The sequence below is a fragment of the Pseudomonas sp. MC6 genome, assembly GCF_054790575.1.
On record NZ_CP186504.1, the window covers coordinates 5,936,405 to 5,962,856 of the forward strand.

The 26,452-nt window shown below is 59.0% G+C and carries 24 protein-coding genes; 12 read left to right on the top strand and 12 right to left on the bottom strand.

All coding sequences use genetic code 11. From position 1 onward, the window contains the following. Nucleotides 1-130: 130 nt before the first annotated feature. Entirely contained in the window at nucleotides 131-580 is a 450-nt protein-coding gene (locus ACOYXE_RS26675; protein ID WP_095048730.1) for a DUF4879 domain-containing protein, read from the top strand. A gap of 66 nt (nucleotides 581-646) precedes the next feature. After that, nucleotides 647-1,192: a DJ-1 family glyoxalase III gene (locus ACOYXE_RS26680; RefSeq protein WP_405122837.1), complete on the top strand. Its 546-nt coding sequence runs from the start codon at nucleotides 647-649 to the stop codon at nucleotides 1,190-1,192. Nucleotides 1,193-1,204: 12 nt separating this feature from the next. Here the strand turns inward: ACOYXE_RS26680 and ACOYXE_RS26685 are convergent, their stop codons facing one another. The 3 genes from ACOYXE_RS26685 to ACOYXE_RS26695 all read right to left on the bottom strand — a co-directional run bounded on the left by ACOYXE_RS26685 (nucleotide 1,205) and on the right by ACOYXE_RS26695 (nucleotide 3,108). After that, complete coding sequence (locus ACOYXE_RS26685; protein ID WP_095048728.1) at nucleotides 1,205-1,492, bottom strand: HigA family addiction module antitoxin; 288 nt, start codon at nucleotides 1,490-1,492, stop codon at nucleotides 1,205-1,207. A 14-nt stretch (nucleotides 1,493-1,506) separates the two neighbouring features. Further along, nucleotides 1,507-1,785: a type II toxin-antitoxin system RelE/ParE family toxin gene (locus ACOYXE_RS26690; protein WP_127929858.1), complete on the bottom strand. Its 279-nt coding sequence runs from the start codon at nucleotides 1,783-1,785 to the stop codon at nucleotides 1,507-1,509. Nucleotides 1,786-1,869: 84 nt separating this feature from the next. Further along, nucleotides 1,870-3,108 carry an MFS transporter gene (locus ACOYXE_RS26695; protein ID WP_460926889.1) on the bottom strand — a complete coding sequence of 413 codons (1,239 nt, stop codon included), beginning with the start codon at nucleotides 3,106-3,108 and terminating at the stop codon, nucleotides 1,870-1,872. A 392-nt stretch (nucleotides 3,109-3,500) separates the two neighbouring features. Here ACOYXE_RS26695 and ACOYXE_RS26700 point away from each other — a divergent pair, with 392 nt between their 5' ends. The 3 genes from ACOYXE_RS26700 to ACOYXE_RS26710 all read left to right on the top strand — a co-directional run bounded on the left by ACOYXE_RS26700 (nucleotide 3,501) and on the right by ACOYXE_RS26710 (nucleotide 6,202). Next, nucleotides 3,501-4,946, top strand: a complete 1,446-nt coding sequence (locus ACOYXE_RS26700; protein ID WP_405122838.1) for a cytochrome ubiquinol oxidase subunit I — start codon at nucleotides 3,501-3,503, stop codon at nucleotides 4,944-4,946. A gap of 3 nt (nucleotides 4,947-4,949) precedes the next feature. After that, nucleotides 4,950-5,957, top strand: coding sequence for a cytochrome d ubiquinol oxidase subunit II (cydB, locus tag ACOYXE_RS26705; RefSeq protein ID WP_007909749.1), 1,008 nt, complete (start codon nucleotides 4,950-4,952; stop codon nucleotides 5,955-5,957). 77 nt (nucleotides 5,958-6,034) lie between these two features. Further along, complete coding sequence (locus ACOYXE_RS26710; protein WP_150706869.1) at nucleotides 6,035-6,202, top strand: DUF2474 domain-containing protein; 168 nt, start codon at nucleotides 6,035-6,037, stop codon at nucleotides 6,200-6,202. Nucleotides 6,203-6,275: 73 nt separating this feature from the next. On the opposite strand, the gene ACOYXE_RS26715 is transcribed toward ACOYXE_RS26710, so the two are convergent. Next, nucleotides 6,276-7,400, bottom strand: a complete 1,125-nt coding sequence (locus tag ACOYXE_RS26715) for a methyltransferase (RefSeq protein WP_160059497.1) — start codon at nucleotides 7,398-7,400, stop codon at nucleotides 6,276-6,278. Between the two features lie 177 nt (nucleotides 7,401-7,577). Further along, the gene (locus ACOYXE_RS26720; protein ID WP_460926893.1) at nucleotides 7,578-8,291 is read right to left on the bottom strand and encodes an autoinducer binding domain-containing protein; all 714 of its coding nucleotides are present in this window, start codon (nucleotides 8,289-8,291) and stop codon (nucleotides 7,578-7,580) included. A gap of 321 nt (nucleotides 8,292-8,612) precedes the next feature. On the opposite strand from ACOYXE_RS26720, the gene ACOYXE_RS26725 reads away from it, so the two are divergent. Next, on the top strand, nucleotides 8,613-9,389 hold the full coding sequence (locus tag ACOYXE_RS26725; RefSeq protein WP_160059495.1) for a ferredoxin--NADP reductase: 777 nt from the start codon (nucleotides 8,613-8,615) through the stop codon (nucleotides 9,387-9,389). A gap of 44 nt (nucleotides 9,390-9,433) precedes the next feature. Here ACOYXE_RS26725 and mscL read toward each other — a convergent pair whose 3' ends face one another. Next, nucleotides 9,434-9,847 carry a large-conductance mechanosensitive channel protein MscL gene (gene mscL / locus ACOYXE_RS26730; RefSeq protein ID WP_034153825.1) on the bottom strand — a complete coding sequence of 138 codons (414 nt, stop codon included), beginning with the start codon at nucleotides 9,845-9,847 and terminating at the stop codon, nucleotides 9,434-9,436. Between the two features lie 286 nt (nucleotides 9,848-10,133). Here mscL and katB point away from each other — a divergent pair, with 286 nt between their 5' ends. From katB to radA, 3 genes are read left to right on the top strand one after another with little or no spacing between them, the layout of a single operon-like run. Next, nucleotides 10,134-11,675 (top strand): catalase KatB, encoded by a 1,542-nt coding sequence (gene katB, locus ACOYXE_RS26735; RefSeq protein WP_160059494.1) that lies wholly within the window; start codon nucleotides 10,134-10,136, stop codon nucleotides 11,673-11,675. Between the two features lie 60 nt (nucleotides 11,676-11,735). Beyond that, the gene (locus ACOYXE_RS26740; protein WP_160059493.1) at nucleotides 11,736-12,272 is read left to right on the top strand and encodes an ankyrin repeat domain-containing protein; all 537 of its coding nucleotides are present in this window, start codon (nucleotides 11,736-11,738) and stop codon (nucleotides 12,270-12,272) included. 45 nt (nucleotides 12,273-12,317) lie between these two features. Continuing rightward, nucleotides 12,318-13,685 carry a DNA repair protein RadA gene (gene radA, locus ACOYXE_RS26745; RefSeq protein WP_007909773.1) on the top strand — a complete coding sequence of 456 codons (1,368 nt, stop codon included), beginning with the start codon at nucleotides 12,318-12,320 and terminating at the stop codon, nucleotides 13,683-13,685. A gap of 120 nt (nucleotides 13,686-13,805) precedes the next feature. Here the strand turns inward: radA and ACOYXE_RS26750 are convergent, their stop codons facing one another. Then, nucleotides 13,806-14,174 carry a PilZ domain-containing protein gene (locus tag ACOYXE_RS26750; RefSeq protein WP_160059492.1) on the bottom strand — a complete coding sequence of 123 codons (369 nt, stop codon included), beginning with the start codon at nucleotides 14,172-14,174 and terminating at the stop codon, nucleotides 13,806-13,808. A gap of 159 nt (nucleotides 14,175-14,333) precedes the next feature. Here ACOYXE_RS26750 and ACOYXE_RS26755 point away from each other — a divergent pair, with 159 nt between their 5' ends. The 3 genes from ACOYXE_RS26755 to yjiA all read left to right on the top strand — a co-directional run bounded on the left by ACOYXE_RS26755 (nucleotide 14,334) and on the right by yjiA (nucleotide 17,748). After that, nucleotides 14,334-16,400 carry a carbon starvation CstA family protein gene (locus ACOYXE_RS26755; RefSeq protein ID WP_160059491.1) on the top strand — a complete coding sequence of 689 codons (2,067 nt, stop codon included), beginning with the start codon at nucleotides 14,334-14,336 and terminating at the stop codon, nucleotides 16,398-16,400. A 15-nt stretch (nucleotides 16,401-16,415) separates the two neighbouring features. Then, nucleotides 16,416-16,613 (top strand): YbdD/YjiX family protein, encoded by a 198-nt coding sequence (locus ACOYXE_RS26760; RefSeq protein ID WP_003228401.1) that lies wholly within the window; start codon nucleotides 16,416-16,418, stop codon nucleotides 16,611-16,613. Between the two features lie 163 nt (nucleotides 16,614-16,776). Beyond that, a complete protein-coding gene (yjiA, locus tag ACOYXE_RS26765; RefSeq protein ID WP_160059490.1) occupies nucleotides 16,777-17,748 on the top strand; it encodes a GTPase in 972 nt (323 codons plus the stop codon). A 98-nt stretch (nucleotides 17,749-17,846) separates the two neighbouring features. Here yjiA and ACOYXE_RS26770 read toward each other — a convergent pair whose 3' ends face one another. The 5 genes from ACOYXE_RS26770 to morA all read right to left on the bottom strand — a co-directional run bounded on the left by ACOYXE_RS26770 (nucleotide 17,847) and on the right by morA (nucleotide 26,348). Continuing rightward, complete coding sequence (locus ACOYXE_RS26770) at nucleotides 17,847-18,557, bottom strand: GntR family transcriptional regulator (protein ID WP_460926898.1); 711 nt, start codon at nucleotides 18,555-18,557, stop codon at nucleotides 17,847-17,849. 19 nt (nucleotides 18,558-18,576) lie between these two features. After that, nucleotides 18,577-19,281, bottom strand: a complete 705-nt coding sequence (locus ACOYXE_RS26775; protein WP_460926900.1) for a FadR/GntR family transcriptional regulator — start codon at nucleotides 19,279-19,281, stop codon at nucleotides 18,577-18,579. Between the two features lie 85 nt (nucleotides 19,282-19,366). Next, a complete protein-coding gene (locus ACOYXE_RS26780; protein ID WP_160059488.1) occupies nucleotides 19,367-20,680 on the bottom strand; it encodes a C4-dicarboxylate transporter DctA in 1,314 nt (437 codons plus the stop codon). Between the two features lie 326 nt (nucleotides 20,681-21,006). Next, a complete protein-coding gene (gene glyA / locus ACOYXE_RS26785) occupies nucleotides 21,007-22,260 on the bottom strand; it encodes a serine hydroxymethyltransferase (RefSeq protein WP_007909785.1) in 1,254 nt (417 codons plus the stop codon). 239 nt (nucleotides 22,261-22,499) lie between these two features. Next, nucleotides 22,500-26,348 carry a cyclic di-GMP receptor MorA gene (morA, locus tag ACOYXE_RS26790; RefSeq protein ID WP_460926903.1) on the bottom strand — a complete coding sequence of 1,283 codons (3,849 nt, stop codon included), beginning with the start codon at nucleotides 26,346-26,348 and terminating at the stop codon, nucleotides 22,500-22,502. Between the last annotated feature and the right edge of the window lie 104 nt (nucleotides 26,349-26,452).

A 26,452-nucleotide genomic window follows, 5' to 3' on the forward strand; every position in this document is an offset into this window, starting at 1 on the left:
CCGGAAAAAGCCGCGCATCATACCAGCAGCGTGAGGAATATGGCGGTTGTTGGTGTCGATCGTCGGCGAAGTTTTGCCTTGAAGCCAACTGCGCCATACTGCGCGCTGATTTTTTCGGGACGGGAAGCGCATGAGCAGGTGCTGGATGAAGGGTTCGGGTTTGATTGCAGCACTGATGGCCGTGACGCCGTTAGCGTTGGCGGCCTCGGCGGAGCCGTTGACCCAAGTGAAAGTGATCAAGGTGCAATCGCCGGCCTGTGGCCTGGAAGACATTGGTGATGGGCAGACACAGACCCAATGCAATCACAACGGGCCGAGCATCAAAGTCTATGTACTGGAAGTCGGATACGGCCAGAGCCAGCCGCATGCCACGCTGGATGGTTTCGAAGTGAACGGCACCCGAGCGCCGGTATGTGCCTTTGATAATGGCAACCTGACCGAGTGCAGTCCGGGCCGTAGCACCGTCGGTTCTCTTTATACCTTCGATCTGGCGGGCAAACAGGAAGGTACCTTCACCTTCAGCAACACCTCGATCAACGCGCCACGCAATACGATGTCGACCCAGCTTTACATCAAGTAACGGCTGTTGCAGCGCGATCCGGGTGAAGCTGACTACGCTTAAAGTATCACCCAGCGGATAGCGCCCATGACCTTTAGAGCCCTGATTACCCTCGCCGAGGGCATCGATGATCTGCAAAGCGTGACCCTGATCGACGTGTTGCGCCGCGCCGGCATCGAAGTGGTCGCCGCCAGTATTGAAGGACGACGCATGCTCACCTGCGCGCGTGGTACACGACTGACCGCCGACGGCATGCTGGTCGATGTGCTGGCGCAAACTTTTGACCTGATCGTCCTGCCCGGCGGCGCCGTCGGCGCACAACACCTGGCGGCGCATCAACCGCTGCAACAACTGCTCAAGGATCAATCCAGCGCCGGACGCCTGTTCGCCGCCATTGCCGAATCCCCGGCCGTCGCCCTGCAAGCCTTCGGCGTGCTGCGCCAGCGTCGCATGACCTGCCTGCCCGGCGCCAGCCATCAACTCTCGGGTTGTACGTTTGTTGATCAACCGGTGCTGGTCGACGGCAACTGCATCACCGCGCAAGGCTCCAGCGCTGCACTGGAGTTTGCCTTGACGCTGGTCGAGCAACTCGGCGGCAAGGCCTTGCGGGTGAAAGTGGCGGGGGAGTTGTAGTGGCTGGAGGTGTCAGGCGTGGACAGCGATCAGTTCGATAACCGGTTGCTCCCGATGCTCCGCTTGCCACAGATCATAGTCGGTTTGTACGCCTAGCCACACGCGCGCCTTGCCAATGCCAGCACGCTCAAGACGTACAGCCAGATCCGGGCTGATTGGCGCATGTCCGTGTAATACACGTGAAAGATGCGGGCGTGCGAAGCCCAAGTGTCGGGCCAATTCGGTCACGCTGATGCCAAGCTCGGGCAAGACATCCATCAGCAGTGTTTCACCGGGGTGTGGCGGGTTGTGCATGGGCATGAGCCTGCCTCCTGTCAGTGGTAGTCCAGATAATCGACCAATTCGATGTCCGAACCGACAAAACGAAAGATCACTCGCCAGTTGCCTGAAACGCTCAGCGACCAGTACTCCGTCAGCTCACCTTTCAATGGATGCAGGCGCCAGCCCGGAAGATCCAAGTCTGCGGGAATCGTAGCGCGATCCATGAACTGCAGCATGCGCGACAGCCGTTTTGCGTGGTCGGCACGAATCCCGCGAGTCGAACCTGTTTCATAGAAGCCGCGAAGGCCTTTGTGCTGAAAGGATTTGATCATGGACTCGAGTGTAAGGCGATACATTACACTCAGTGCGGTAACTATGTACCGCACATTTTCAGTTGTCTTGTGCTTTGGAGGTTGTCAGACCTTCACCTCTTCCACTGGCACATGCATCCGATCGCGGTTAGCCAGTGTCGGAAACAACTTGATCCACGTCCCCGTCACTACCAGCGTGCCGATTCCGCCCATCACCACCGCCGGCACCGTGCCGAACCAGTGGGCGGTGACGCCGGATTCGAATTCGCCCAACTGATTTGAAGCACCGATGAACAGCCCGTTCACCGCGCTGACCCGCCCGCGCATTTCGTCCGGGGTTTCCAGCTGCACGAAGGAAGCACGGATGACCATGCTGATCATGTCCGCCGCGCCAAGTACCACCAGCACCGCCAGCGAGAACCAGAACGAGGTCGACAGGCCAAAGGCGATGGTCGCGACGCCGAATACGCCCACCGCTGTGAATATCACCCGGCCGACATTGCGCTCCACGGCAAATCGCGCAAGGAACAGCGACATCCCCAGTGCGCCGACCGCCGGTGCCGAACGCAGCAGGCCGAGGCCCCACGGCCCGGTCAGCAGAATGTCCTTGGCGAACACCGGCAGCAACGCCGTAGCGCCACCGAGCAACACCGCAAACAGATCCAGCGAAATCGCCCCGAGAATGTCCGGGCGGCTGCGAATGAAGCGAATCCCCGCCAGCAACGAATCCAGCGTGGCTTTGCCTTTGTTCAACGGCGTTTGCCGCGCGGGCAGGTTGAGCATCAGTGTGCAGGCGATCACATAAAGCAGCACTGTCGGGCCGTATACCCAGACGCTACCGAACGCGTAGAGCAAACCGCCCAGCGCTGGAGCGACGATTGTCGCCGACTGCTGCGCCGACTGTGCCGCCGCCACTGCCCGGGGGAACAGCGCGCTGGGCACGATGCTCGGCAGCAGTGCCTGAGTGGTCGGCATCTCGAACGAACGCGCTGCGCCGAGCAGGAAGGCGAGGATGAAGATCATCTCGCGCGTCACGTGATCGGTGGCGCTGCCGATGGCCAGCGCCAGAGCGATCAACGCCTGCAACGACTGGCAGATCGCCGCGACTCTACGCCGGTCGTAGCGATCAGCGACATGCCCGGTGTGCAGCATGAACAGCACGCGCGGGGCGAATTCGACCAGACCGACCAGACCCAGATCGAGGACGTTGCCGGTCAATTGGTAGAGGTTCCAGCCAATCGCCACGGTGAGCATCTGGAAACCGCTGGCGGTAAAAATCCGCGCGAACCAGAAAGCGAGAAACGGACGGTGATGACGTAACAGCAGGGGCTCTTGGCTGGGCATCTGAAGGCAGGTCTGGCTCGAGGGGAATGCCGAGGTTATCACCAGTCTGTAACAGGAAGTTGCTATGACAAAAAATTTAGTTAGCCAGACATCGATTTCCGCAAGCTTGCCGCAGGAAATGTCTGGCAGAGCATCGCGGCTGCAATGAGGCAACTTGTCACGCGGCAAACGACCACGCAGTTCATCGTCAAAAATGGGACTACTCTTTCAACGTTGCTTGATCCAGATCAAGACCCACAAGGAATTGATCCGGTGGCCAGTTGGCCAGACTCCCTGCGTTGCGATGGTTGTTTAAAAAGAACGAATCAGAATTCGCCGCACTCCATATCCGTGGGGGCAGTGGGTGCAGGCCTCCGGGTCCGCAGCCGGTATTACCTGACAGAGGAAGCCATATGTTCGGTTTAGAGGCACTAGATCTCGCCCGAATTCAGTTCGCGTTCACCATCTCGTTCCACATCCTGTTCCCGGCCATCACCATTGGCCTGGCGAGTTACCTCGCGGTACTCGAAGGTCTGTGGCTGAAAACCCGCAACGACACTTACCGTGACCTTTACCATTTCTGGTCGAAGATCTTTGCCGTCAACTTCGGCATGGGCGTGGTCTCGGGGCTGGTCATGGCCTACCAGTTCGGCACCAACTGGAGCCGCTTCTCGGACTTCGCCGGCGCCGTCACCGGGCCGTTGCTGACCTATGAAGTGCTCACGGCGTTCTTCCTCGAGGCCGGTTTCCTTGGGGTGATGCTGTTTGGCTGGAACAAGGTCGGGCGCGGGCTGCACTTCTTTTCCACCGTCATGGTGGCGATCGGTACGCTGATTTCGACGTTCTGGATTCTCGCCTCCAACAGCTGGATGCAGACCCCGCAGGGCTTCGAGATTGTTAACGGGCAAGTCATCCCCACCGACTGGCTGGCGATCATCTTCAACCCTTCGTTCCCCTATCGCCTGATGCACATGGCGACGGCAGCGTTTGTCGCCACGGCATTCTTCGTCGGCTCCTCGGCGGCCTGGCATTTGCTGCGCGGCAAGGACAACCCGGCGATCCGCACCATGCTGTCGATGGCAATGTGGATGGCGCTGATCGTCGCGCCGATCCAGGCAGTCATCGGCGACTTCCACGGCCTGAATACGCTCAAGCACCAACCGGCAAAAATTGCCGCGATCGAAGGTCACTGGGAAAACCACGGTGACGAAGCGACGCCGCTGATCCTGTTCGGCTGGCCGGATATGAAAGAAGAGAAAACCAAATACGCCGTGGAGATTCCGTACCTCGGCAGCCTGATCCTCACTCACTCGCTGGACAAACAGGTCCCGGCGCTCAAGGAATTTCCGCCAGAAGACCGGCCGAATTCGACCATCGTGTTCTGGTCGTTCCGGGTCATGGTCGGCCTCGGTTTCCTGATGATCTTCACCGGTCTGTGGAGCCTGTGGCTGCGTAAGCGTGACACGCTCTACACCTCGCGGCCGTTCTTGTATCTGGCCTTGTGGATGGGGCCGTCCGGTCTGATTGCGATTCTCGCCGGCTGGTTCACCACTGAAATCGGCCGTCAGCCGTGGGTGGTCTACGGGTTGATGCGCACCGCCGATGCCTCCTCCAACCACAGCTTCATGCAGATGAGCATCACCCTGATCATGTTTGTGGTGGTGTATTTCGCGCTGTTCGGCGCAGGTCTCGGCTACATGATGCGTCTGGTGCGCAAAGGTCCGAAGATCAGCGAGGGCGCCGAAACGCCGCAAGGTGGTCCAGGCAAGCCGCGCACACCGGCGCGTCCGTTGTCCGCGGCCGACGATTCGGCCGATGCCGATCACGACGACACCACCCGCCTGACCAAGGAGATTTGAGCCATGGGTATTGATCTTCCGCTGATCTGGGCCGTGATCATCATCTTCGGCATCATGATGTACGTGGTCATGGACGGCTTCGACCTGGGGATCGGGATTCTTTTCCCGTTCATCCCCGGTAAAGTCGACCGTGACGTGATGATGAACACCGTCGCCCCGGTCTGGGACGGCAACGAAACCTGGCTGGTACTGGGCGGCGCGGCGTTGTTTGGCGCGTTCCCGCTGGCCTATTCGGTAGTGTTGTCGGCGCTGTACTTGCCGCTGATCTTTATGTTGATCGGTTTGATCTTCCGCGGCGTAGCCTTCGAGTTCCGCTTCAAGGCCAAGGATGACAAGCGTCATCTCTGGGACAAGGCGTTCATCGGCGGCTCGGTGGCGGCGACGTTCTTCCAGGGCGTGGCGCTGGGCGCATTCATCGATGGCTTGCCGGTGGTCAATCGGCAGTTCGCCGGTGGATCACTGGACTGGCTGACGCCGTTCACAATGTTCTGCGGCGCCGCGCTGGTGGTCGCCTATGCCTTGCTCGGCTGTACCTGGCTGATAATGAAAACCGAAGGCAAGCTCCAGGAACAGATGCATGACCTGGCACGGCCATTGGCTTTCGTACTGCTGGCCGTGATCGGTATTGTCAGTATCTGGACGCCGCTGGCTCATCCGGATATTGCCACCCGCTGGTTCAGCATGCCCAACCTGTTCTGGTTCATGCCGGTGCCGATTCTGGTGCTGGTGACCATGTACGGTCTGATCCGCGCCGTGGCGCGCAATGCCAACTACATGCCGTTCCTGTTGACCCTTGTGCTGATCTTCCTCGGCTACAGCGGTCTGGGTATCAGCCTGTGGCCGAACATCGTGCCGCCGTCGATCTCGATCTGGGACGCCGCCGCACCGCCGCAAAGTCAGGGCTTCATGCTGGTGGGCACGCTGTTCATCATCCCGTTCATCCTGGGTTACACCTTCTGGAGCTACTACGTGTTCCGCGGCAAGGTTACCCACGAAGACGGCTATCACTAAGCAAAAACCTGTGGGAGCGAGCCTGCTCGCGATGGCGTCGGCGATGGCGCCATCAATCTTGAAGAGGTTTGAAGAAAATGACTGGAAAACATTCCCTGCACGACATTGAACAAGCCGAAAAAAAACCGCTGTGGCAGCGGCTCGGCTGGTTGGCTCTGATCTGGGTCGGTAGTGTTGGCGTGCTGTTTATCGCCGCCAGCCTGATGCGCATGTTCATGAATGCCGCAGGTCTGACCACCCACTGAATCATCCCCGTCCCGGCGCCTTCGGGTACGGCTTTGCAACCCTCCTTGCGGAGGGTTTTTTTTGCCTGTCGGTTTACTTGCGGGCTTTGAGAATCACGAATTTCGGCGTGGCGGCCACTTGCTCAACGCCGCGGAACAGCCGTGCCAGTTTGCTGTGGTAACCCAAATGACGGTTGCCGACAATGTACAGCGCGCCGCCCACCACCAACGCTTCGCGCGCCTGCTGGAACATGCGCCAGGCGAGGAAGTCGCCAACCACCTGCTGCTGATGGAACGGCGGGTTGCACAGCACCACATCCAATGATTGCGGCTCCTGACCGGCCAGTCCATCGCCGGCCCGCACGATCACCTCACGATCACCCAGCGCTGCGCGCCAGTTCTCGGCAGCCGATTGCACCGCCATGAACGACTCGTCGACCAGCGTGTAATGCGCTTCGGGATTTTGCAGCGCACTCGCGATAGCCAGAACCCCGTTGCCACAGCCCAGGTCAGCGACTTGGGCGCTACCAAGATTTTTCGGCAGATGCGGGAGGAAGGCGCGCGTGCCGATGTCCAGGCCTTCGCGGCAGAACACATTGGCGTGGTTAAGCAATTCGATCGACGGCTCGTCGAGGCGATACCGCGAAGGGTAGGGCGAGACGGCGGGGGCTTTCGCTTCAGGTGTGGCGATCAACAGCCGGGCCTTCTTTACCGCCAGAGAGGCTTGTACCGGACCGATGTAGCGCTCAAGCAAGTCACCGGCAGCGCGTGGCAGGTGTTTGACCATGGCCGCTGCGATCACTTCGGCGCCGGGCGCGAGCTGACCTTGCAAGCGGATCAGTTGTTCTTCCAGTAGCGCGAGGGTTTTCGGTACGCGGATCAGCACGCGGTCGAATGGTCCGACTAATGGCTCGCTGGCAGGAATCCCGCGAATGGCGTCGAACGCCTGGTCATTGCGCAGCAGGTTTTTCTCCAGCCCCTGAAACCCCAGAAACGAGTCGCCGCTGCTGCTGACCTTGACCTTGCCGAGCAGGCTGGCCGCCAGCGCACCGAAGCTGTCGTTGAGCACCAATACGCGCGTGTCGGCCGTCGGTTGCTGCGCAGCCAGATGGTTGAGCAGGTATTCGTCGGCGGCATCGAAGGCTTGCAGCGGTTCGTTCTGCTGTTCTGGCTGGCGGATCAGATCGAGTTGGGCGAAGGGCGTATCAAGCAAAGGCATGGGGCGGGGACTCAGGGTAATCAACGGGGCGTTCCGCAGCCCTGACAGTGTGCGGCGGAACCGACTGAGTGTAAGGCAACGCAGAATGTTCGCGTCATCACTCAGGAGGGCCACAAATGGTACGTTTTTTTCTGTGTTATTACCCGCAAGTTTTGTAAAGGAGGGTAGACCAATCGACTAGATGATGCCGGCTCTGGCGGCCGCAATGACCGCGGAAATCTTGTTGCAGACGTTGAGCTTCTCGATCACGTTTTGCACGTGGTAGTTCACCGTGCGTTCGCTCAGGCTAAGGATCATCGAAATCTCAAAAGCCGTTTTGCCGTCAGCAGACAAACGTAGAACCTCAAGTTCTCGTGGCGACAGTTGCGGTTGGCGGGGCTTGAGCGCCTGAGGCGGCAGGGTTCTGGCGAAGAGTTCGCTCAAGTGACTGGCGGCATAGAACATATAACCAAAATGTTCATACAGCTCCAGAGGGCTTATTGAACAATGCTTTCGCGCCAGACTGATGATGCTGCATAGACCACTGGGTTCATGATGAAAGGACTGTGACCAGCCATATTGCAGCCCGTGCTGCTTCAAACCCTGCCACAGCTGCAGAGTCTCAGCAAAAACCGACTCGCCCCAGACAATGGGTGTCATTGAGTGATTGCAGTGTGCTATCAGAGGATCGACTTTGCTGTAGTTTCTTTTCTCATATTGTGAGTTCCATTCTTCAGGGTAGTTATTGATTTGCAAGGTTTTAAGAGGCGTATCCCGATGGAGTGGAACAACCGAAACGGCACAAAAATTGAATCCCAGGTTTTCGGCGAACCTCAACAGAATCGGATAGGCTGCATCTATTCCCTTGGCAAACGTCAGTTGTTTTAACTGTGACTCCTTCCACGTTTCCATCTTTTAACACTCCATTGACGTTGCGGGGGCGCGGAATGGATCCAAAAGACCCGGCACGCAAAGGAGTGTAGGACGTTTCCCACGCAGAGCTTTAAATTTTTTCGGTATTGGACAGGATCATCGGTAAATAAATAGTTCTTAGCGCTCACGGGCGTTACATGTATGTCGCCATATAAAGTTAATGCTCTAATTTTATGGGTTCTACTATTTAAATAGTTGGCAATATCACGTGATCTGCATGCTTAATACCCTTATAAGTCATCGGTATATCGGACAGCCAATTTGCGCGACACTGTCGGCAATCGTTCAATGGAGTACCCCATGACCGCCAGCGCAGAGAAACCCACCACGCAGACGTTGCTCGAAGTACACCCTTTGACCCCCAACCTTTTCACCTTGCGCACCAGCCGTGATGCAGGTTTCCGTTTCCGCGCCGGGCAGTTCGCTCGGCTGGGTGTGGCCAAAGCTGATGGCAGCGTCGTGTGGCGTGCCTATTCGATGGTGTCGTCGCCTTTTGACGACTTTCTGGAGTTCTTTTCCATTGTGGTGCCGAGCGGGGAGTTCACCAGTGAGTTGAGCCGGCTGCAGGTCGGTGACAAACTGCTGGTGGATCGCCAGGCATTCGGCTATTTGACCCTTGATCGCTTCGTCGACGGGCGCGACCTATGGCTGTTGTCCACAGGCACCGGGGTGGCGCCGTTTCTATCGATTCTGCAGGACTTCGAAGTCTGGGAAAAATTCGAGCGCATCATTCTGGTGTACAGCGTGCGCGAGGCGCGGGAGCTGGCCTATCAGGATTTGATTGCCGGGCTCAGGCAGCGCGACTACCTCAGCGAACATGCCCACAAATTGCAGTTCATCGCGACGGTGACACGTGAAACACATCCCGGGGCGTTGAACGGGCGCATTACCAGCCTGATCGAAAGCGGGGAGCTGGAGCGCGCAGCGGGCGTGGAACTGTCGGCGGAACATTCGCGGGTCATGCTGTGCGGCAATCCGCAGATGATCGATGACACTCGCGCGTTGCTGAAAAAACGCCACATGAGCCTCAGCCTCACCCGCCGGCCTGGCCAGGTGGCGGTGGAAAACTACTGGTAAACAAACGGCGCCTCGAAGGCGCCGTTGTTTCTATCGTGCAAGGTTCAGGGCCGGGTGTTCTGGGCCTTGAGCAGGTCGCGGATCTCGCCCAGCAACTCTTCTTCCTTGGTCGGAACCGGTGGCAGCGTAGGGGCCACGGCTTCTTCGCGCTTGAGGCGGTTGATGGCTTTGACACCCATGAAGATGGCGAAAGCGACGATCACGAAGTCCAGAATGGTCTGTAGAAATTTACCGTAGGCTAGCACTACCGCCGGCGCAGCGCCCTCGGCGGCCTTGAGCGTGACGGCCAGATCACTGAAGTCCACCCCACCGATCAGCAGGCCGATTGGCGGCATGATGACGTCACCGACAAACGACGAAACAATCTTGCCGAACGCGGCCCCGATGATGATACCGACGGCCATGTCGACCACATTGCCTTTGACCGCGAAGGCCTTGAACTCACTTAGCACGCCCATAGTTATTTCCTTGTTACAGATGAGTTTGGTGTACGCAGTGTAAATCAGCAAAACGCGTCCTGCGCGAAACACCTTCTTACAATGCCCGTTTTTATCGACACATCAATCGACGATTAGTTTGCAAAGTGCCATCAATCGCGCGCGAAATATCCCGTAAATCGCTGATCGGGAAGCCAATTTTCTCAATCGTGGCGTTACGTTCTTTCTATTTATGTTCGACGTCGCAGGCCTCTAGCCTTGGGTTGGCGCATCTGGATGCGCCCCAAAATAACCAGAGGATCCTGATATGAACTCCGCACTTGGACTGGGGGCTTTTCCCCGTCGCCGCACCTTCGGTGTACTCACCGCCAGTCTGTTGACCTTCTCCGTCAACGCCGCTCCGCTGACCCGCGATAACGGCGCCGCCGTCGGCGACAATCAGAACTCGCAGACCGCCGGCGCCAACGGCCCGGTGCTGCTGCAGGACGTGCAACTGATTCAGAAGCTGCAACGCTTCGATCGCGAGCGCATTCCCGAGCGCGTGGTTCACGCACGCGGCACCGGTGCCCATGGCACCTTCACGGTGACCAACGACCTCAGCGACCTGAGCAAGGCCAAAGTATTCGCCGCCGGCCAGAGCACGCCGGTATTCGTGCGCTTCTCTGCCGTGGTGCACGGCAATCACTCGCCGGAAACCCTGCGTGATCCACGCGGGTTCGCAACCAAGTTCTATACGGCCGATGGTAACTGGGACCTGGTCGGCAACAATTTCCCGACGTTTTTTATTCGCGACGCAATCAAGTTTCCCGACATGGTGCACGCGTTTAAACCGGACCCACGAACTAACCTCGATGACGATTCGCGCCGCTTCGATTTCTTCTCTCATGTACCGGAAGCCACCCGTACGTTGACGGAGTTGTATTCGAACTCGGGAACTCCTGCCAGTTATCGAGAGATGGATGGCAATGGCGTACATGCTTACAAGTTGATCAATGCCAAGGGCGAAGTTCATTACGTAAAGTTCCACTGGAAGAGCTTGCAGGGGCTAAATAATCTGACACCAAAGCAAGTCGCTAACGTTCAGGGGCAAGACTACAGTCATATGACCAATGACTTGGTGAGCAATATCAATAAAGGCAACTTCCCAAAATGGGACTTGTACATTCAAGTGCTGAAACCACAAGATTTGTCCAAGTTTGATTTTGATCCATTGGATGCCACCAAGATCTGGCCGGGTATTCCTGAACGCAAAGTTGGACAAATGGTGTTGAACCGTAATCCGGCAAATGTCTTCCAGGAAACCGAGCAAGTGGCCATGGCGCCGGCGAATATTGTTCCGGGTATCGAGCCTTCCGAAGACCGTTTGTTGCAAGGTCGAGTGTTCTCTTATGCCGATACGCAGATGTATCGCCTGGGTGCCAATGCGCTGCAATTGCCGATCAATGCGCCGAAAGTTGCCGTGAACAATGGCAATCAGGATGGCGCGATGAACTTCGGCGTCAGCAACAGCGGCGTGAACTATCAGCCGAGCCGACTGCAACCCCGTGACGAGACGCCAAGTGCGCGTTATAGCCAGTCGGCGCTGTCGGGCAGCACGCAGCAGGCGAAGATTCAGCGTGAGCAGAACTTCAAGCAGGCCGGCGATCTGTATCGCTCGTTCAGCCAGCAAGAGCGCAAGGATCTGATCGACAGCTTCGGCGGCTCGCTGGCGACTACCGATGACGAGAGCAAGCACATCATCTTGTCCTTCCTTTATAAGGCCGACCCGGAATACGGGACCGGTGTGACCAAAGTGGCCAAGGGCGACCTGAGCCGGGTGAAGGCGTTGGCGGCCAAACTGGTCGACTGATATCGACGCCGTGCAGCGCGGGGCCTGATTCAGGCCCCGTTCTGCTCAAGGAGAGTATTTATGCGTCCCTGTCTCATACTGTTACTCGCCTGCCTGTCCTTTACAGCGCAGGCCGGGCAAAGCCCTGAGGCGATCAAGGCCCAGTTGCAGGATTACTATTTCGATGCCGCCCGGCGCGGTGACGTGCCGATGCTCGACACTTTTATCGAGTCCGGCTATTCCCTCGATACCCGCGACAGCAAAGGCTACACCGCGTTGATTCTCGCGGCTTATCACGGTCAAGCGTCGGCGGTGGAGCGGTTACTCGCTGCCGGCGCCGATGCCTGTGCGCAAGATCAACGCGGCAATACAGCGCTGATGGGCGCGATCTTCAAGGGCGAATTGCAGATCGCCCGGCGCTTGATGGCCACCAATTGCAGCCCCGATCAGCGCAACGGCGCCGGGCAGACGGCGGCCATGTACGCCGGGTTGTTCAAGCGTCTGGAGTTGCTCGATGCGTTGAAGGCCAAGGGCGCTGACCTGAATGCCGAAGATCCGTTGGGCAATAGCGCCGCGCGTCTGGCCAGCGGAGAAATCCGTAGTGCTGCGCCGCGCTGATAGGCAGCACGTGCGTTATCATCGCGGTTTTTGTCGGGGGTTCTGATGGCCAAGGCCAAGCGCATGTACGGCTGCACCGAGTGCGGCGCAACCTTTCCCAAGTGGGCTGGCCAGTGCGGTGAGTGCGGTGCCTGGAATACCCTGACCGAGACCATGATCGAAAGTGGCGGCGCCACGGCACCGACCGGCCGTACCGGTTGGGCCGGGCAACAGGCGCAGATCAAAACACTGGCCGAAGTCAGCATCGAAGAGATTCCGCGTTTCTCCACCGCGTCCGGTGAACTGGACCGGGTCCTCGGTGGCGGTCTGGTCGACGGTTCGGTGGTGTTGATCGGCGGCGATCCAGGCATCGGCAAATCGACGATTCTGCTACAGACCCTGTGCAACCTCGCCAAAAGCATGCCGGCGCTCTACGTCACCGGCGAAGAATCCCAGCAACAAGTGGCCATGCGCGCGCGCCGCCTCGGCTTGCCGCAGGACCAACTGCGGGTGATGACCGAAACCTGCATCGAAACCATCATCGCTACCGCCCGTCAGGAAAAGCCCAAGGTGATGGTGATCGACTCGATCCAGACGATCTTCACCGAACAACTGCAATCGGCGCCCGGCGGCGTCTCCCAGGTGCGTGAGAGTGCAGCGCTGTTGGTGCGTTATGCCAAGCAGAGCGGCACGGCGATTTTCCTCGTTGGCCACGTGACCAAGGAAGGTGCGCTGGCCGGCCCTCGCGTCTTGGAGCATATGGTCGACACCGTGCTGTATTTCGAAGGTGAGTCCGATGGGCGTTTGCGTTTGCTGCGCGCGGTGAAAAACCGATTTGGTGCGGTCAACGAATTGGGCGTGTTCGGCATGACCGACAAGGGCCTGAAAGAAGTCTCCAACCCGTCGGCGATTTTTCTCACTCGTGCGCAGGAAGAAGTCCCGGGCAGTGTGGTCATGGCGACGTGGGAAGGCACGCGGCCGATGCTGGTGGAAGTGCAGGCCTTGGTCGATGACAGTCATCTGGCCAACCCGCGTCGGGTGACGCTGGGGCTGGATCAGAACCGTTTGGCGATGTTGCTCGCAGTTTTGCATCGCCATGGCGGCATCCCGACTCATGATCAGGATGTGTTCCTCAACGTGGTGGGCGGGGTGAAGGTGCTGGAAACGGCGTCTGACCTGGCGTTGATGGCGGCGGTGATGTCGAGTTTGCGCAATCGACCGTTGCCGCATGATCTGTTGGTGTTCGGCGAGGTGGGCTTGTCCGGTGAAGTGCGCCCGGTGCCGAGCGGGCAGGAGCGATTGAAGGAAGCGGCCAAACATGGCTTCAAGCGAGCTATTGTGCCGAAGGGCAATGCGCCGAAGGAATCCCCTCCGGGTTTGCAGATTATTGCCGTGACCCGCCTCGAACAGGCCCTCGACGCCCTCTTCGAATAAACCACCGACCCCTGTAGGAGTGAGCCTGCTCGCGATAGCGGTACATCAGCCAACTGAAGTGTCGAATGTAAAAACGCTATCGCGAGCAGGCTCACTCCTACATTTGATCTGTGGTGGATCCTAGATTTCGATCAGGGCGCCCAGTTCGCGTTCCAGTTCGGCCTCGTCAGCCAGGTTCAGCTCGATCAAGCGCCGCAGGCGCTGGATCGATTCCAGGCTGATATGCCGGCAGACAAACCCAAGCTGGCCGTTTTCCTCATGGGCCAAGTGCACGTCCATCTCGATATCGACGTCATCGCTCAGATGAATGTCGACGAAGAAATCCTTCCCCGAGTCCCCCAGCCACGGCTCCGGCCGCTCGATCAGCAGTCCCTTGAGCGACAGATCGATCAGCTTCACCGGCCAGATGAACTGGCCCTGACTCAGCTCGGTTCTGGCATCGAACGCAATACGTTTGAAACGACGTCGATTGGCGGGGTGTTCGCTCATGGCGCAATCCTCATGAAGGTTCGCTGACTATAGACCGCGAATGCGGGCGCCAGCCAATCGCTAAAGCGTCTAGACCAACGTCGGGGTATGGCCTTTGGCGCCGTAAGCGCTAAACTCGGGGTGGCTGTCTTTCTTGTCCACCCTGGCTGGAATAATAAAATGAAAAATAATAATAGCCTGCTACGCCACTTACCCTGGCTAGTGCTGGCAATCGTAGGAGCGTGCGCCCTGGGCGTAGTGGCATTGCGCCGTGGCGAGGCGATCAACGCCTTGTGGATCGTGGTCGCTGCTGTGGCCATTTATCTGGTCGCGTACCGTTACTACAGCCTGTTCATCGCTAACAATGTGATGCAACTCGATCCGCGTCGGGCCACCCCCGCCGTGCTCAACAACGACGGTCTGGACTATGTGCCGACCAACAAACACATTCTTTTCGGTCACCACTTCGCAGCGATCGCTGGTGCAGGACCTCTGGTCGGCCCGGTATTGGCCGCGCAGATGGGCTACTTGCCCGGCACGCTCTGGCTGATTGCCGGTGTGGTGCTGGCGGGCGCGGTGCAGGACTTCATGGTTCTGTTCATGTCGACCCGACGCAATGGCCGTTCCCTGGGCGACATGGTGCGCGAAGAAATGGGCCGCGTGCCCGGCACCATTGCCCTGTTCGGCTGCTTCCTGATCATGATCATCATCCTCGCGGTGCTGGCGCTGATCGTGGTCAAAGCGCTGGCGGAGAGCCCATGGGGCATCTTCACCGTGATGGCGACCATCCCGATCGCGATGTTCATGGGCATTTACATGCGCTACATCCGCCCGGGCCGCATTGGCGAAATCTCCGTGGTCGGTGTGTTGCTGCTACTCGGTTCGATCTGGCTCGGTGGGCAGATTGCCGCCGATCCAGTGTGGGCCAAGGCGTTCACCTTCACCGGCGTGCAGATTACCTGGATGCTGGTCGGTTACGGTTTCGTCGCGGCGTCGCTGCCGGTGTGGCTGATTCTGGCACCGCGCGACTATCTGTCCACGTTCCTCAAGATCGGTACCATCGTCGCCCTGGCGATCGGTATTCTGATCACCATGCCCGAGCTGAAAATGCCGGCGTTGACTCAATTCGTCGACGGCACCGGTCCGGTGTGGAAGGGCGGCCTGTTCCCGTTCCTGTTCATCACCATCGCTTGCGGTGCGGTTTCCGGTTTCCACGCGCTGATTTCTTCGGGCACCACGCCGAAGCTGCTGGATAACGAAACCAACGCCCGTTACATCGGTTACGGCGGCATGCTGATGGAGTCGTTCGTGGCGATCATGGCCATGGTTGCCGCTTCGGTAATCGAGCCTGGCGTGTACTTCGCAATGAACAGCCCGGCCGCTGTGGTCGGCAGTGATGTCGCTTCGGTTGCGCAAGTGGTTACCAGTTGGGGCTTCGCGATCACGCCGGAAGCGCTGCAAGCGGTGGCACATGACATTGGCGAAACCACCATTCTGGCCCGTGCCGGTGGTGCGCCGACCCTGGCAGTCGGTATCGCGCAGATCTTGCACAGTGTCCTGCCGGGTGAAAACACCATGGCGTTCTGGTACCACTTCGCGATTCTGTTCGAAGCGCTGTTCATCCTCACCGCTGTCGACGCCGGTACCCGTGCCGGACGTTTCATGCTGCAGGATCTGCTCGGCTCTTTCGTGCCGGCACTGCGACGTACCGAATCGTGGACCGCCAACCTGATTGCCACCGCCGGCTGTGTGGCGATGTGGGGCTGGTTGCTCTACCAAGGCGTGATCGATCCGCTGGGCGGTATCAACACCTTGTGGCCACTGTTCGGTATCTCCAACCAGATGCTGGCCGGTATTGCGCTGATGCTGGGCACCGTGGTCCTGATCAAAATGAAGCGTCAGCGCTACATTTGGGTCACCCTGCTGCCGGCTACCTGGCTGCTGATTTGCACCACGACTGCAGGCTTCATCAAACTGTTCGATGCCAACCCGGCGATCGGCTTCCTGTCGCTGGCCAAGAAGTACAGCGATGCGCTGGCCAATGGTCAGGTGCTAGCACCGGCAAAAAGCGTCGAGCAGATGCAGCACGTGATCTTCAACGCCTACACCAACGCAACGCTCACCGCGCTGTTCCTGTTCGTGGTCTTCAGCATCCTGTTCTATGCGCTCAAAGTCGGCATCGCCGCCTGGGGCAAAAAAGAGCGTACGGATAAAGAATCGCCATTCCAGGCTCTGCCGGATGCGTAACCAGAGGATTGCACCATGTTCAATGACCTGAGTCGCCTCGGTAAATACCTCGGTCAGGCCGCGCGCCTGATGGTCGGCATGCCCGACTACGACACCTACGTCGAGCATATGCAAACCAAGCACCCGGACAAACCGGTGATGAGCTACGAGATGTTCTTTCGCGAACGTCAGGAAGCCCGTTACGGTGGCAAGGGTGGGCCGAAGTGCTGTTGAGCTGACAGCGCAAGGTTGAGGTAATCCCCCTGTGGGAGCGAGCCTGCTCGCGAAAGCGGTGTGTCATCGAGCAATAATGTCGACTGACACGACCCCTTCGCGAGCAGGCTCGCTCCCACATTTGTTTCTGTATTGTTCATTCATTTTGTGAAGGGGATCTGTTTTGTCTTCTCCCATACCTGTAACGGTACTCAGCGGTTTCCTCGGCGCCGGCAAGACCACCTTGCTGCGCCATATCCTCAAAGCCGAGCACGGCCTGAAAATCGCCGTGATCGAAAACGAATTCAGCGACGCCGGTATCGACACGCAGTTGCTCGGTGACGAACCGGTGCAAGTCATGACCCTGGCCAACGGCTGCGTCTGCTGCACCATTCACACTGACCTGACCAAAGCGCTGTACCTGCTGCTTGAACGGCTGGACAGCGGTGAGATCGCGTTCGATCGTTTGGTCATCGAGTGCACCGGCCTGGCCGATCCGGCACCCGTGGCGCAGACCTTTTTCATCGATGAGGAATTGCGCGAGCGCTACCTGCTCGATGGCATCATCACCTTGGTCGATGCCGCCCACGCCGACGTGCACCTGACCCAGACTATCGCTCAGGCGCAGATCGGTTTTGCCGACCGCTTGCTGGTGAGCAAGACCGATCTGGTCGACGAAGCTACGTTCAAGGCGCTGAGCGAACGGCTGACGCGGATCAACCGTCGCGCGCCGATCCGTGTGGTTGATCACGGCAACATCGATCTGGCGGAATTGCTCGATGTGCGCGGCTTCAACCTCAACGCCGATCTTGGCGGCGGATTGAGCCTGCGCCCGGTGAGCAAGGCGCCGTCGATCGACCGCATTTCCAGTCTGGTGCTGCGTACCGATCAGCCGCTGGATATCGATCAGCTCAGTGAGTTCATGAATGAATTGCTCGAAGAACACGGCAAGCAATTGCTGCGGTACAAGGGTGTGCTGAACATTGCCGGTGAGGATCGGCGGTTGGTGTTTCAGGGCGTGTTGAAGCTTTACGGTTTCGACTGGGACACTGAATGGGCAGAGGGTGAAGCGCGGGAAAGTGTGATTGTGTTTATTGCTGATGAGTTGCCGGAAGAGAAGATTCGGGCGGGGTTTGCTAGGGTGGCGGCGGGCTGAAGGGTTTGTAGTGTCAATGATGACGCCATCGCGAGCAGGCTCACTCCTACAGGGGAACGCGTTTCAAATGTAGGAGTGAGCCTGCTCGCGATAGCAATCTAACCTGCAACACAATGCTCAAGATCTGAACCCAGCAATGTCTGCTCAAGATTATCCAAATGCCGATTCATCAGCATCCCGGCCTTGGAAGCATCGCCTCGCTCCACTGCCTCGACCAGCGCCAAATGCTCCCGCCATGCGCAACAGCTATGCGTCTGGCACTCACTTCGCGCAATCGCCAATGATGTGAGCGGCACAAGACTGCCAAGAAAATGCGCCAACGGTGCATTCCCCGCCCTCTGCCCCAAGTGCAGATGAAACTCCCCGGACAAGCGAATCGCCGCCCCACGCCGATCCTGCTCAACCGCCTGACGTTCGCGTTCGATCAGCCCGCGCAAGCGTTTCAAGCCTTCGGCCTGCGGACGTTGGCAGGCCAGACGCACCAAGGTGTTTTCGGCCAGTCGCCGCGCATGCAGAGCCTGCCGCGTTTGCTCCCGATCAGGTGCGGCAACACGCGGGCGATGATTGGCGCGCAGCACAATGACCTGCTCAAGCGACAACTGCGTCAACACCCGCCGCACATCGGCGCGGCTGGCGCAGAACATCTCTTTCAAGCTGTCCTCGGTAAATCGGCTGGTCGAATCGATGCGCTGTTCCAGAATCGCATCTAACAGTCGCGGATAAAGACCCTCTGCCGGTTCGCGCAGACGGGAGAAGGGCAGGGGCGTCGTTGTCTGGCGAGTGTGTGACGCTGAAGCGAAACTGTTCATGACCTGTCTCCAATAGATATCAGCGACTCAAGTTGTCTTCCGGGATGTTCAACTCAATCCCCATCCGCTGGCCTTCGCGCAAAATGTGCCGACGCATTTCGGCGCTGACCTGGGCGCTGTTCTTGCTGCGGATCGCGCGGACCACCGCTTCGTTTTCTTCCAGCCGCTCGGCCAGATGCTCCGGCGAATTACGCAGCACCTCGGCGCTCTGCTTGAGGGCATTGCTGGTTTGCTGCACCACGCTCTGGAAGATCGGATTCGAGGTGAGCGTGAACAACTCTTCGTGGAACGCGATGTAGGCGCTGACCCCGGCTTCGCTGTCGCCGGCTTCAAGGGCTTCGCGCATGTCCATCAGGGTCAGGCGCAACTGGCCGACTTCCTTGCTGCTGATCGACTGCGCGACCAGGCCAACGATGAACGGCTCAAGGGTGTAGCGCAGTTGCAGTACATCCTCGAGACTGGCACCGGCCACCGCGCTGTCGTGGCTTTGACTGTCGCTCAATTGTGCGTCGAGCACGACCACGCCTTTGCCCGGCATCGAGCGGACGAGGCCGAGGGTTTCGAGGACGATCACCGCTTCACGCAGGCTCGGGCGGCTGATGCCCAGTTGTTCGGCCAGTTCGCGCTGGCCCGGCAGCATGTCGCCGGAGCGCCACTGACCACGGGCCAATGCGGCGCGCAGTTTTTCAACGACTGAGTTGACGACGGTTGATGTGGTAATCACTTGTCTTGCTCCATGTGCCTGTGGGAGATAGCCGCAGACTCAAGATCAAAAGATCGCAGTCTGCGACAGCTCCTACAGGGTTAAATCAGAACTCCTGCTGGTGCGCCGGAGTTGCTGTTTTACGCGGCTGAAAGGTGTAGCCCTGCTGACCGCTGAGTACTTTGTTGGCGCGTTGGACGTCGATGTCTTTTTCCCAACGGGCAATGGCGACAGTGGCGACGCAGTTGCCGATGAGATTGGTCAGTGCCCGGCCGATGCCCATAAACCAGTCCACTGCCAACACCAGCACCAGACCGACCACCGGGATTGCCGGAATCGCTGTCAGCGTGGCCGCCAGAATCACCAGCGCTGAACCGGGAATACCGTGAGCGCCTTTGGAAGTGATCAGCGACACCAGCAGAATCGTCAGCAGGTCAGTCATGGCCAGCGGTGTGCCGGTGGCGTTGGCGATGAAGACGATGGCCAGGGTCAGGTAGATCGAGAAACCGTCGAGGTTGAACGAGTAGCCGGTCGGAATCACCAGGCCAACCGTCGAGCTGCCAATGCCGAGGTGTTCGAGTTTGCGCATGATCTGTGGCAGCACAGCGTCGGACGAGGCGGTGCCCATGACGATCAGCAGTTCTTCACGCAGATACTTCAACAGCGGCCACATGCGCAGGCCGGAAGCACGCATCACCAGGCCGAGAATCACGCTGACGAAAGCGATGCAGGTCAGGTAGAACAAACCGACCAGACTGCCCAAATGTTGCAGGGAATCGAGGCCATATTTGCTGGTGGTGAAGGCGATGGCGCCGAACACGCCGATCGGTGCCAGACGCACGATCATGCCCATGATGCGGAAGATCACATGGCTCAGTTCGTTGATCAGCCGGGAGATCCCGGAAGCCGCTTCACCGACCAGATTCAACGCGCTGCCGAACAGCACCGAGAACAGCAGCACCTGCAGGATGTTGTTGTCGGCAAAGGCACCGATCACCGAAGTCGGGATCAGGTCCATCAGGAACTGCGTGGTGGTGTGCATGTGCTGGCCGCGTTCGGCGAGATCGCCCATGTCGGCGGTCGACAGCTGCTCCAGATGAATATTCGCGCCGCTGCCAATACCGGTGCTGAAGGCGAAGACCAGGCCGATGACCAAGGCGATGGTGGTCAGCACTTCAAAATAGATCACCGATTTGAGGCCGATGCGCCCGACCTTCTTCAGATCGCCGGCGCCGCTGATGCCGCTGACCACCACGCAGAACACGATCAGACCGATGAGCATCTTGATCAGTTTGATGAAGCCGTCGCCGAGCGGTTTGAGCTGGGCCGAGTATTCAGGAAGGGTCAGCCCGCAGACGATGCCGAGCATCAGTCCGAGAACCACTTGGAGGAAGATTGAACGCGAGCACCATCTGAGCATGGGAGGAATCCTGGTCGGTGTCCTGGCTGCCGTGCGCTTGAACGCATCAGATTCAGGACTTAATTATTGTGGTCTTACCGGTATGTCCAGTGCAGGCGCAGTCTACGCTGGGGTTTTTCTTGAATACAAGGGGGAAACGCGAAATTGGCATGACCGGTCTGACCGGTGGTTAAGATCAAAAGATCGCAGCCTTCGGCAGCTCCTACATTTGGAATGCGTTCACCTGTAGGAGCTGCCGAAGGCTGCGATCTTTTGAGCTTTTTTCAGGCGAAAAAAAACCGGCCAATCACTTGGCCGGTTTTTCATGCTGCGGATTTAACGTCGCATCAAGCGCCGTATACCGGCAGTTTCTTGCAGATGGCTTTGACTTTCTCACGAACGGCGTCGATCACCGCTTCGTTGTTCAGGTCAGCCAGGATGTCGCAGATCCAGCCGGCCAGCTCTTTGCACTCGGCTTGCTTGAAGCCACGAGTGGTCACAGCCGGAGTACCGAAGCGCAGGCCGGAAGTGACGAACGGCGAGCGTGGATCGTTTGGCACGGAGTTCTTGTTCACGGTGATGAACGCTTTGCCCAGAGCGGCGTCGGCGTCTTTACCCGAGATGTCCTGCTTGATCAGCGACAGCAGGAACAGGTGGTTCTTGGTACCACCGGAAACTACGTCGAAACCGCGCTCGATGAACACTTCGGCCATGGCCTGGGCGTTCAGCACCACTTGTTCCTGGTAGGCCTTGAACTCTGGCTGCAGCGCTTCCTTGAAGCAGATTGCCTTGGCGGCGATCACGTGCTCCAGCGGGCCACCCTGGGCGCCCGGGAATACCGCGGAGTTCAGCTTCTTCTCGATGTCGGCGTTGGCGCGCGCCAGGATCAGGCCGCCACGTGGACCGCGCAGGGTCTTGTGCGTGGTGGTGGTCACGACGTCAGCGAAAGGCACCGGGTTCGGGTAAACACCAGCGGCAACCAGACCGGCTACGTGAGCCATGTCGACGAACAGGTAAGCGCCGACTTTGTCCGCGATGGCGCGAAAGCGTGGGAAGTCGAGAATCTGCGAGTAGGCGGAGAAACCGGCCACGATCATTTTCGGCTTGTGCTCAACCGCCAGACGCTCGACTTCGTCGTAGTCGATCAGGCCATTGGCGTCGATGCCGTACTGCACGGCGTTGTACAGCTTGCCCGAGGAGGAAACGCTGGCGCCGTGAGTCAGGTGACCACCGTGGGCCAGGCTCATGCCCAGAATGGTGTCGCCACCTTGCAGCAGGGCCAGGTAAACAGCGGCGTTGGCTTGCGAACCGGCGTGCGGCTGAACGTTGGCGTAATCGGCGCCGAACAGCTCTTTGGCACGGTCGATGGCCAGTTGTTCAACGATGTCGACGTACTCGCAACCACCGTAGTAACGCTTGCCTGGGTAGCCTTCAGCGTACTTGTTGGTCAGGACCGAGCCTTGAGCTTCCATCACCGCTGGGCTGGTGTAGTTTTCCGAAGCGATCAGCTCAATGTGTTCTTCCTGGCGCTGAGCTTCTTGCTCCATGGCGGCAAAAAGGTCGGCGTCGTACTTGGCAATAGTCAAATCACGGCTGAACATGGCGGTCCTCAAGGATCGGGGGCAGAAAAGGGGGGCATTCTAACCCAATGGGTTTTGGATGGCATATGAAACGACATCATGTCGCAGACAAGTGGCGTTCATGACAGATGTGCGGTGCTTTTGAAGGCCTCTTCGCGAGCAGGCTCGCTCCCACAGTAATCGAGGCAGGCCTGCGATTTTGTGATCGAAATCAATCCCTGTGGGAGCGAGCCTGCTCGCGAAAGGCGCGCCGCCGATCTTCAGTCGAACATAAAGAGCGCGTCATTACTGAACTGCGCCTCAAACCGCCCCGCCGGCATCGGCCGCCCGAACAGATACCCCTGAACCTCATCGCAGCCATGTTCGCGCAGGAAGTCCAACTGCTCATGGGTTTCCACACCCTCGGCGATCACCGCCAGATTCAGGCTGTGGGCCATGGCGATGATCGCCCGGGCAATCTGCGCGTCCTGCTCACCCGACGGCAAGCCATCGACAAAGGTGCGGTCGATTTTCAGCACGTCGATCGGGAATTGCTTTAGGTAGTTCAGCGACGAGTAACCGGTGCCGAAGTCGTCGACCGCGATGCTCAGGCCAAGGTTTTTCAGCCCGGCGAGAATCTGCATCGCTTCGCTGACTTCGCGCATCAGGATACTTTCGGTCAGTTCCAGTTCCAGGCACGCCGGCGGCAGGCCGGTTTCGCGCAGGATCGTGGCGATCCGCGTGCCGAGCTGGCCATCGGAGAACTGCCGCGCGGAAATGTTCACCGAGACCTTCGGTACACGCACGCGGTTCTGGTGCCAGGTCTTCAGTTGGCGGCAAGCCTCGCTAATTACCCAGTCGCCAACGTCCACCACCAGACCGAGTTCTTCCAGCACCGGAATGAAATCCCCCGGCGGCACCAGTCCGCGACGCGGATGACGCCAGCGCAACAGCGCTTCGGCGCCGGTCAGGCGTTTGCCATCGCCGCTGAACTGCGGTTGGTAATACAGGACGAATTCGTTCTGCTCCAGGGCGTGGCGCAAGTCGCTTTCCAGCTCCAGACGCTCCAGCGCACTGGCGTTCATGTCGGCCTGATAGAACTGGAAATTGTTCTTGCCGCGCTCCTTGGCGTGGTACATCGCCGTGTCGGCGTTCTTCATCAACTGGCTGAGTTCGTTGCCGTCCTGCGGGCTCAGGGCGATGCCGATACTGGCGGTGACGAAGAACTCGCGGCCTTCCAGCACGAATGGTCGGACCAGGCTGCCAAGGATCTGCTCGGCGACATGAATCGCCCGGTTCAGCGCCAGTTCGCGGCTGGAGCGATGCTGCAGCAGCAAGGTGAATTCATCGCCGCCCATGCGCGCCACGGTGTCGTCATCATCGACGCAGGCCAGCAGGCGCGTGGCCATGTCTTTCAACATGCGGTCGCCGGCGGCGTGGCCGAGGGAGTCGTTGATCGGTTTGAAGCGGTCGAGGTCGAGGAACATCAGCACCACCCACGACTTCTGCCGCTCGGCCGATTGCAGCGCAGTGTGCAGGCGATCCTGGAACAGCGTGCGGTTCGGCAAATGCGTCAGGGCGTCGTAGTAGGCGAGGCGGTGAATCCGCTGTTCGCTGGCCTTGCGCTCGCTGATGTCGCTGAAGAAGCACACGTAACTGGCCAGATCACCCTCGTCGTCGAGCACCGCGGTGATGCCGACCCACGCCGGGTAGTGCTCGCCATTACGCCGCTTCATCCAGACTTCACCTTCCCAGGTGTTGTGCTGGTGCAATTGCTTGAGCACATACCGCAGGTGCGCGTCCTGTTGCTCATCGACGGTAAGCATGTTCGGCAACTGGTCGAGCACTTCGCTCACCGCGTAACCGCTGACGCGGCTGAAAGCCTCGTTGGCCTGAACGATGTAACCGGCCGGGTCGGTGATCAGGATCGCCGAGGTCGAGTGTTCAAATACTGTGGCGGCCATGCGCAGGTCTTTCTCGGCGCGGCGCTGCTGACTGATGTCGCGACCGACACCGAGCACGCCTTCAAACGCACCATGCTCGTCCCATACCAGCACCAGGCGCAGCTCGATCGGGATCTTGCGGCCGTCGGCGCGCAGGCAATCGAACAGGAACATTTGCGTCTGCACCTGACTGCGCAACACCGCCAGTTGCTCGGGCTTGTCCAGTGCTTTGCTGACCCGATCCATCAGCGTGTAGATACCGCTCAGTTGCTGCGGGTTGGCGATAGTCGATTGCCAGCCGTTCTGGAAAATCCACTCGGCGTCATAACCCAGCACAGCCTGCACCGACGGGCTGACGTAGTTGAGCGAGAGCTTGCTGTCGGTGGAGAAAATCACGTCGCTGATGCTTTCGGCGAGCATGCGATAACGCTGTTCGCTGTCACGCAGGGATTCGCTGGCTTCGATCTGTTCGGTGATGTCCTTGGCCACGCCGATAATGCGCGTGACCTGGTCGTGTTTGTCGCGCGCCAGCGCCTGTTCGCGAATATCGAAACGCCGCCACTTGCCGTCGCGATGGCGGAAGCGCAACTGACATTGCAGCAACTGGCTGTAACCAGCGTGTCGCTGCAGTTGGCGCGAGCGATGGTAATAGTCGGCATCTTCCGGGTGCAGCAGGATTTCCCAGAAATACTCGCCCATCTGATGCAGTTCGGTGCGGTTGTAGCCGAGCGTCTGGCCGAGGTGGTGGTTGCTGAAAATCATCCGCTGGCTGATCACGTCCTGCACATACAGATGATCCGGCACGGTGCGCACCACATCCGACCAGAATCCCTCGCGTTCGAGCAGCGACAGTTCGATCAGCTTGCGGCTGGTGATGTCGTTGATGCTGAGAATCACCGCTTTGTAGTCGTGCTGCTCGGTCGGCAGGCGCAACACCATCCACAGGTGCTGGTCGCGGCCATTGATGTCCGGCAGTTTGATTTCCAGTTCCAGCTGCTTTTGTTGCTGCAGGACGGCGTCGAGCACTTGATTGCCGATGGCGCACTGGCGGTGCGGATGGCCGTCGATCAACAGTTGCCAGGCGTGCTCGCAGGAATTGACGTTGAGCAATTGCAACGCGACCTGGTTGACCTCGGTGACGCGCAGTTCCTGCAGCAGTTGCTGGCGTTGCTGCGGTTGGTCGAGCCATGCCTTGAGCTGGTCGCTGGTCTGGATCTGCGCCTTGTCGAAGACTTGTTTCAGACCCGACAGATCAAGCACACAGAGGGCCACGCCGGTGCCTTCGAAAATGTCCTGATAGCGTCGACGACCTTCGTGCAACTGGCGCTGGCGGCGGCGCATGTTCAACAGCGCAATCACCGGCAGCATCGAGAACGCCAGACCCAACAGGCATTTGCCGATAAACGCCGGGAGCAATTCTTCGAGCACGCGCTGGCGGTCGAACAGGCCACGCAACTGCCAGTCGCTGCTGCTCAGCGGTACGGTCAGCACGGTGTTGGCCATGTCGTCCGGACTCAAGACGCCGGGCCTGGCCGAAGGCTGCGCTTCGTCGCGGCTGATGATCTGATGGTTGACGCGGTTTTCTACCAGCCACAATGGGCGGATGCCGGTTTCGCCCTGTTTGGTCAGCGAGTCGAAGAAGGTCGGGGTCAGGCGTAACGCCCAATAACCTCGAGTGCTGCCGCTGGCTTGATGCAGCAGCAGATGCACCACCGAGCCGTCGTCGGCGTTACTGAAATAGTGCGCCTGGGCGCGGCTGCGGCGCACCAGTTCGGTCAGGTAGTCGGCATCGTGACTGTCGACAGCGCTGTCGTTGATGATCCGCCCGGAGGGGCTAAGCAACGCCAGACTGCGCAGATCGGGCAGCGACTGCTGAAGCTTGCGCAGCAGCGCCTGCTGTTCGTCGGCTGATTGCGGTTGTTCGACGATCGGTAGCAGATTGAGGGCGATTTGCGCGTTCAGCGCCATGTTCAGGCTGACCTGCGAGGCGAGGTCGGCGGTGTAGTCGATGGTGTACTGACGCTGGTTTTTCTGGGTTTCGCGCAATTGATCGAGCAGTTGCCAGAACAGCAAGGCGAGCAACAAAAGCACGAGCGTCGCCAGCGCACCCTTTAATGTACCGCGCAGGGACGAGCCGGGCGCCGGTGGGGTGCTGCTCACAGAGGCTGGCGGAGTGACATTGGACAAGCTGTGATCCTGCGGTTTGGCTGGACTGGCGCGACGTGCACTATAAGCCGGACGCCCAAAGGGCGGCTAGCATGCCTTGAGTCGTGGCGAAGTGCCAGCCCCGC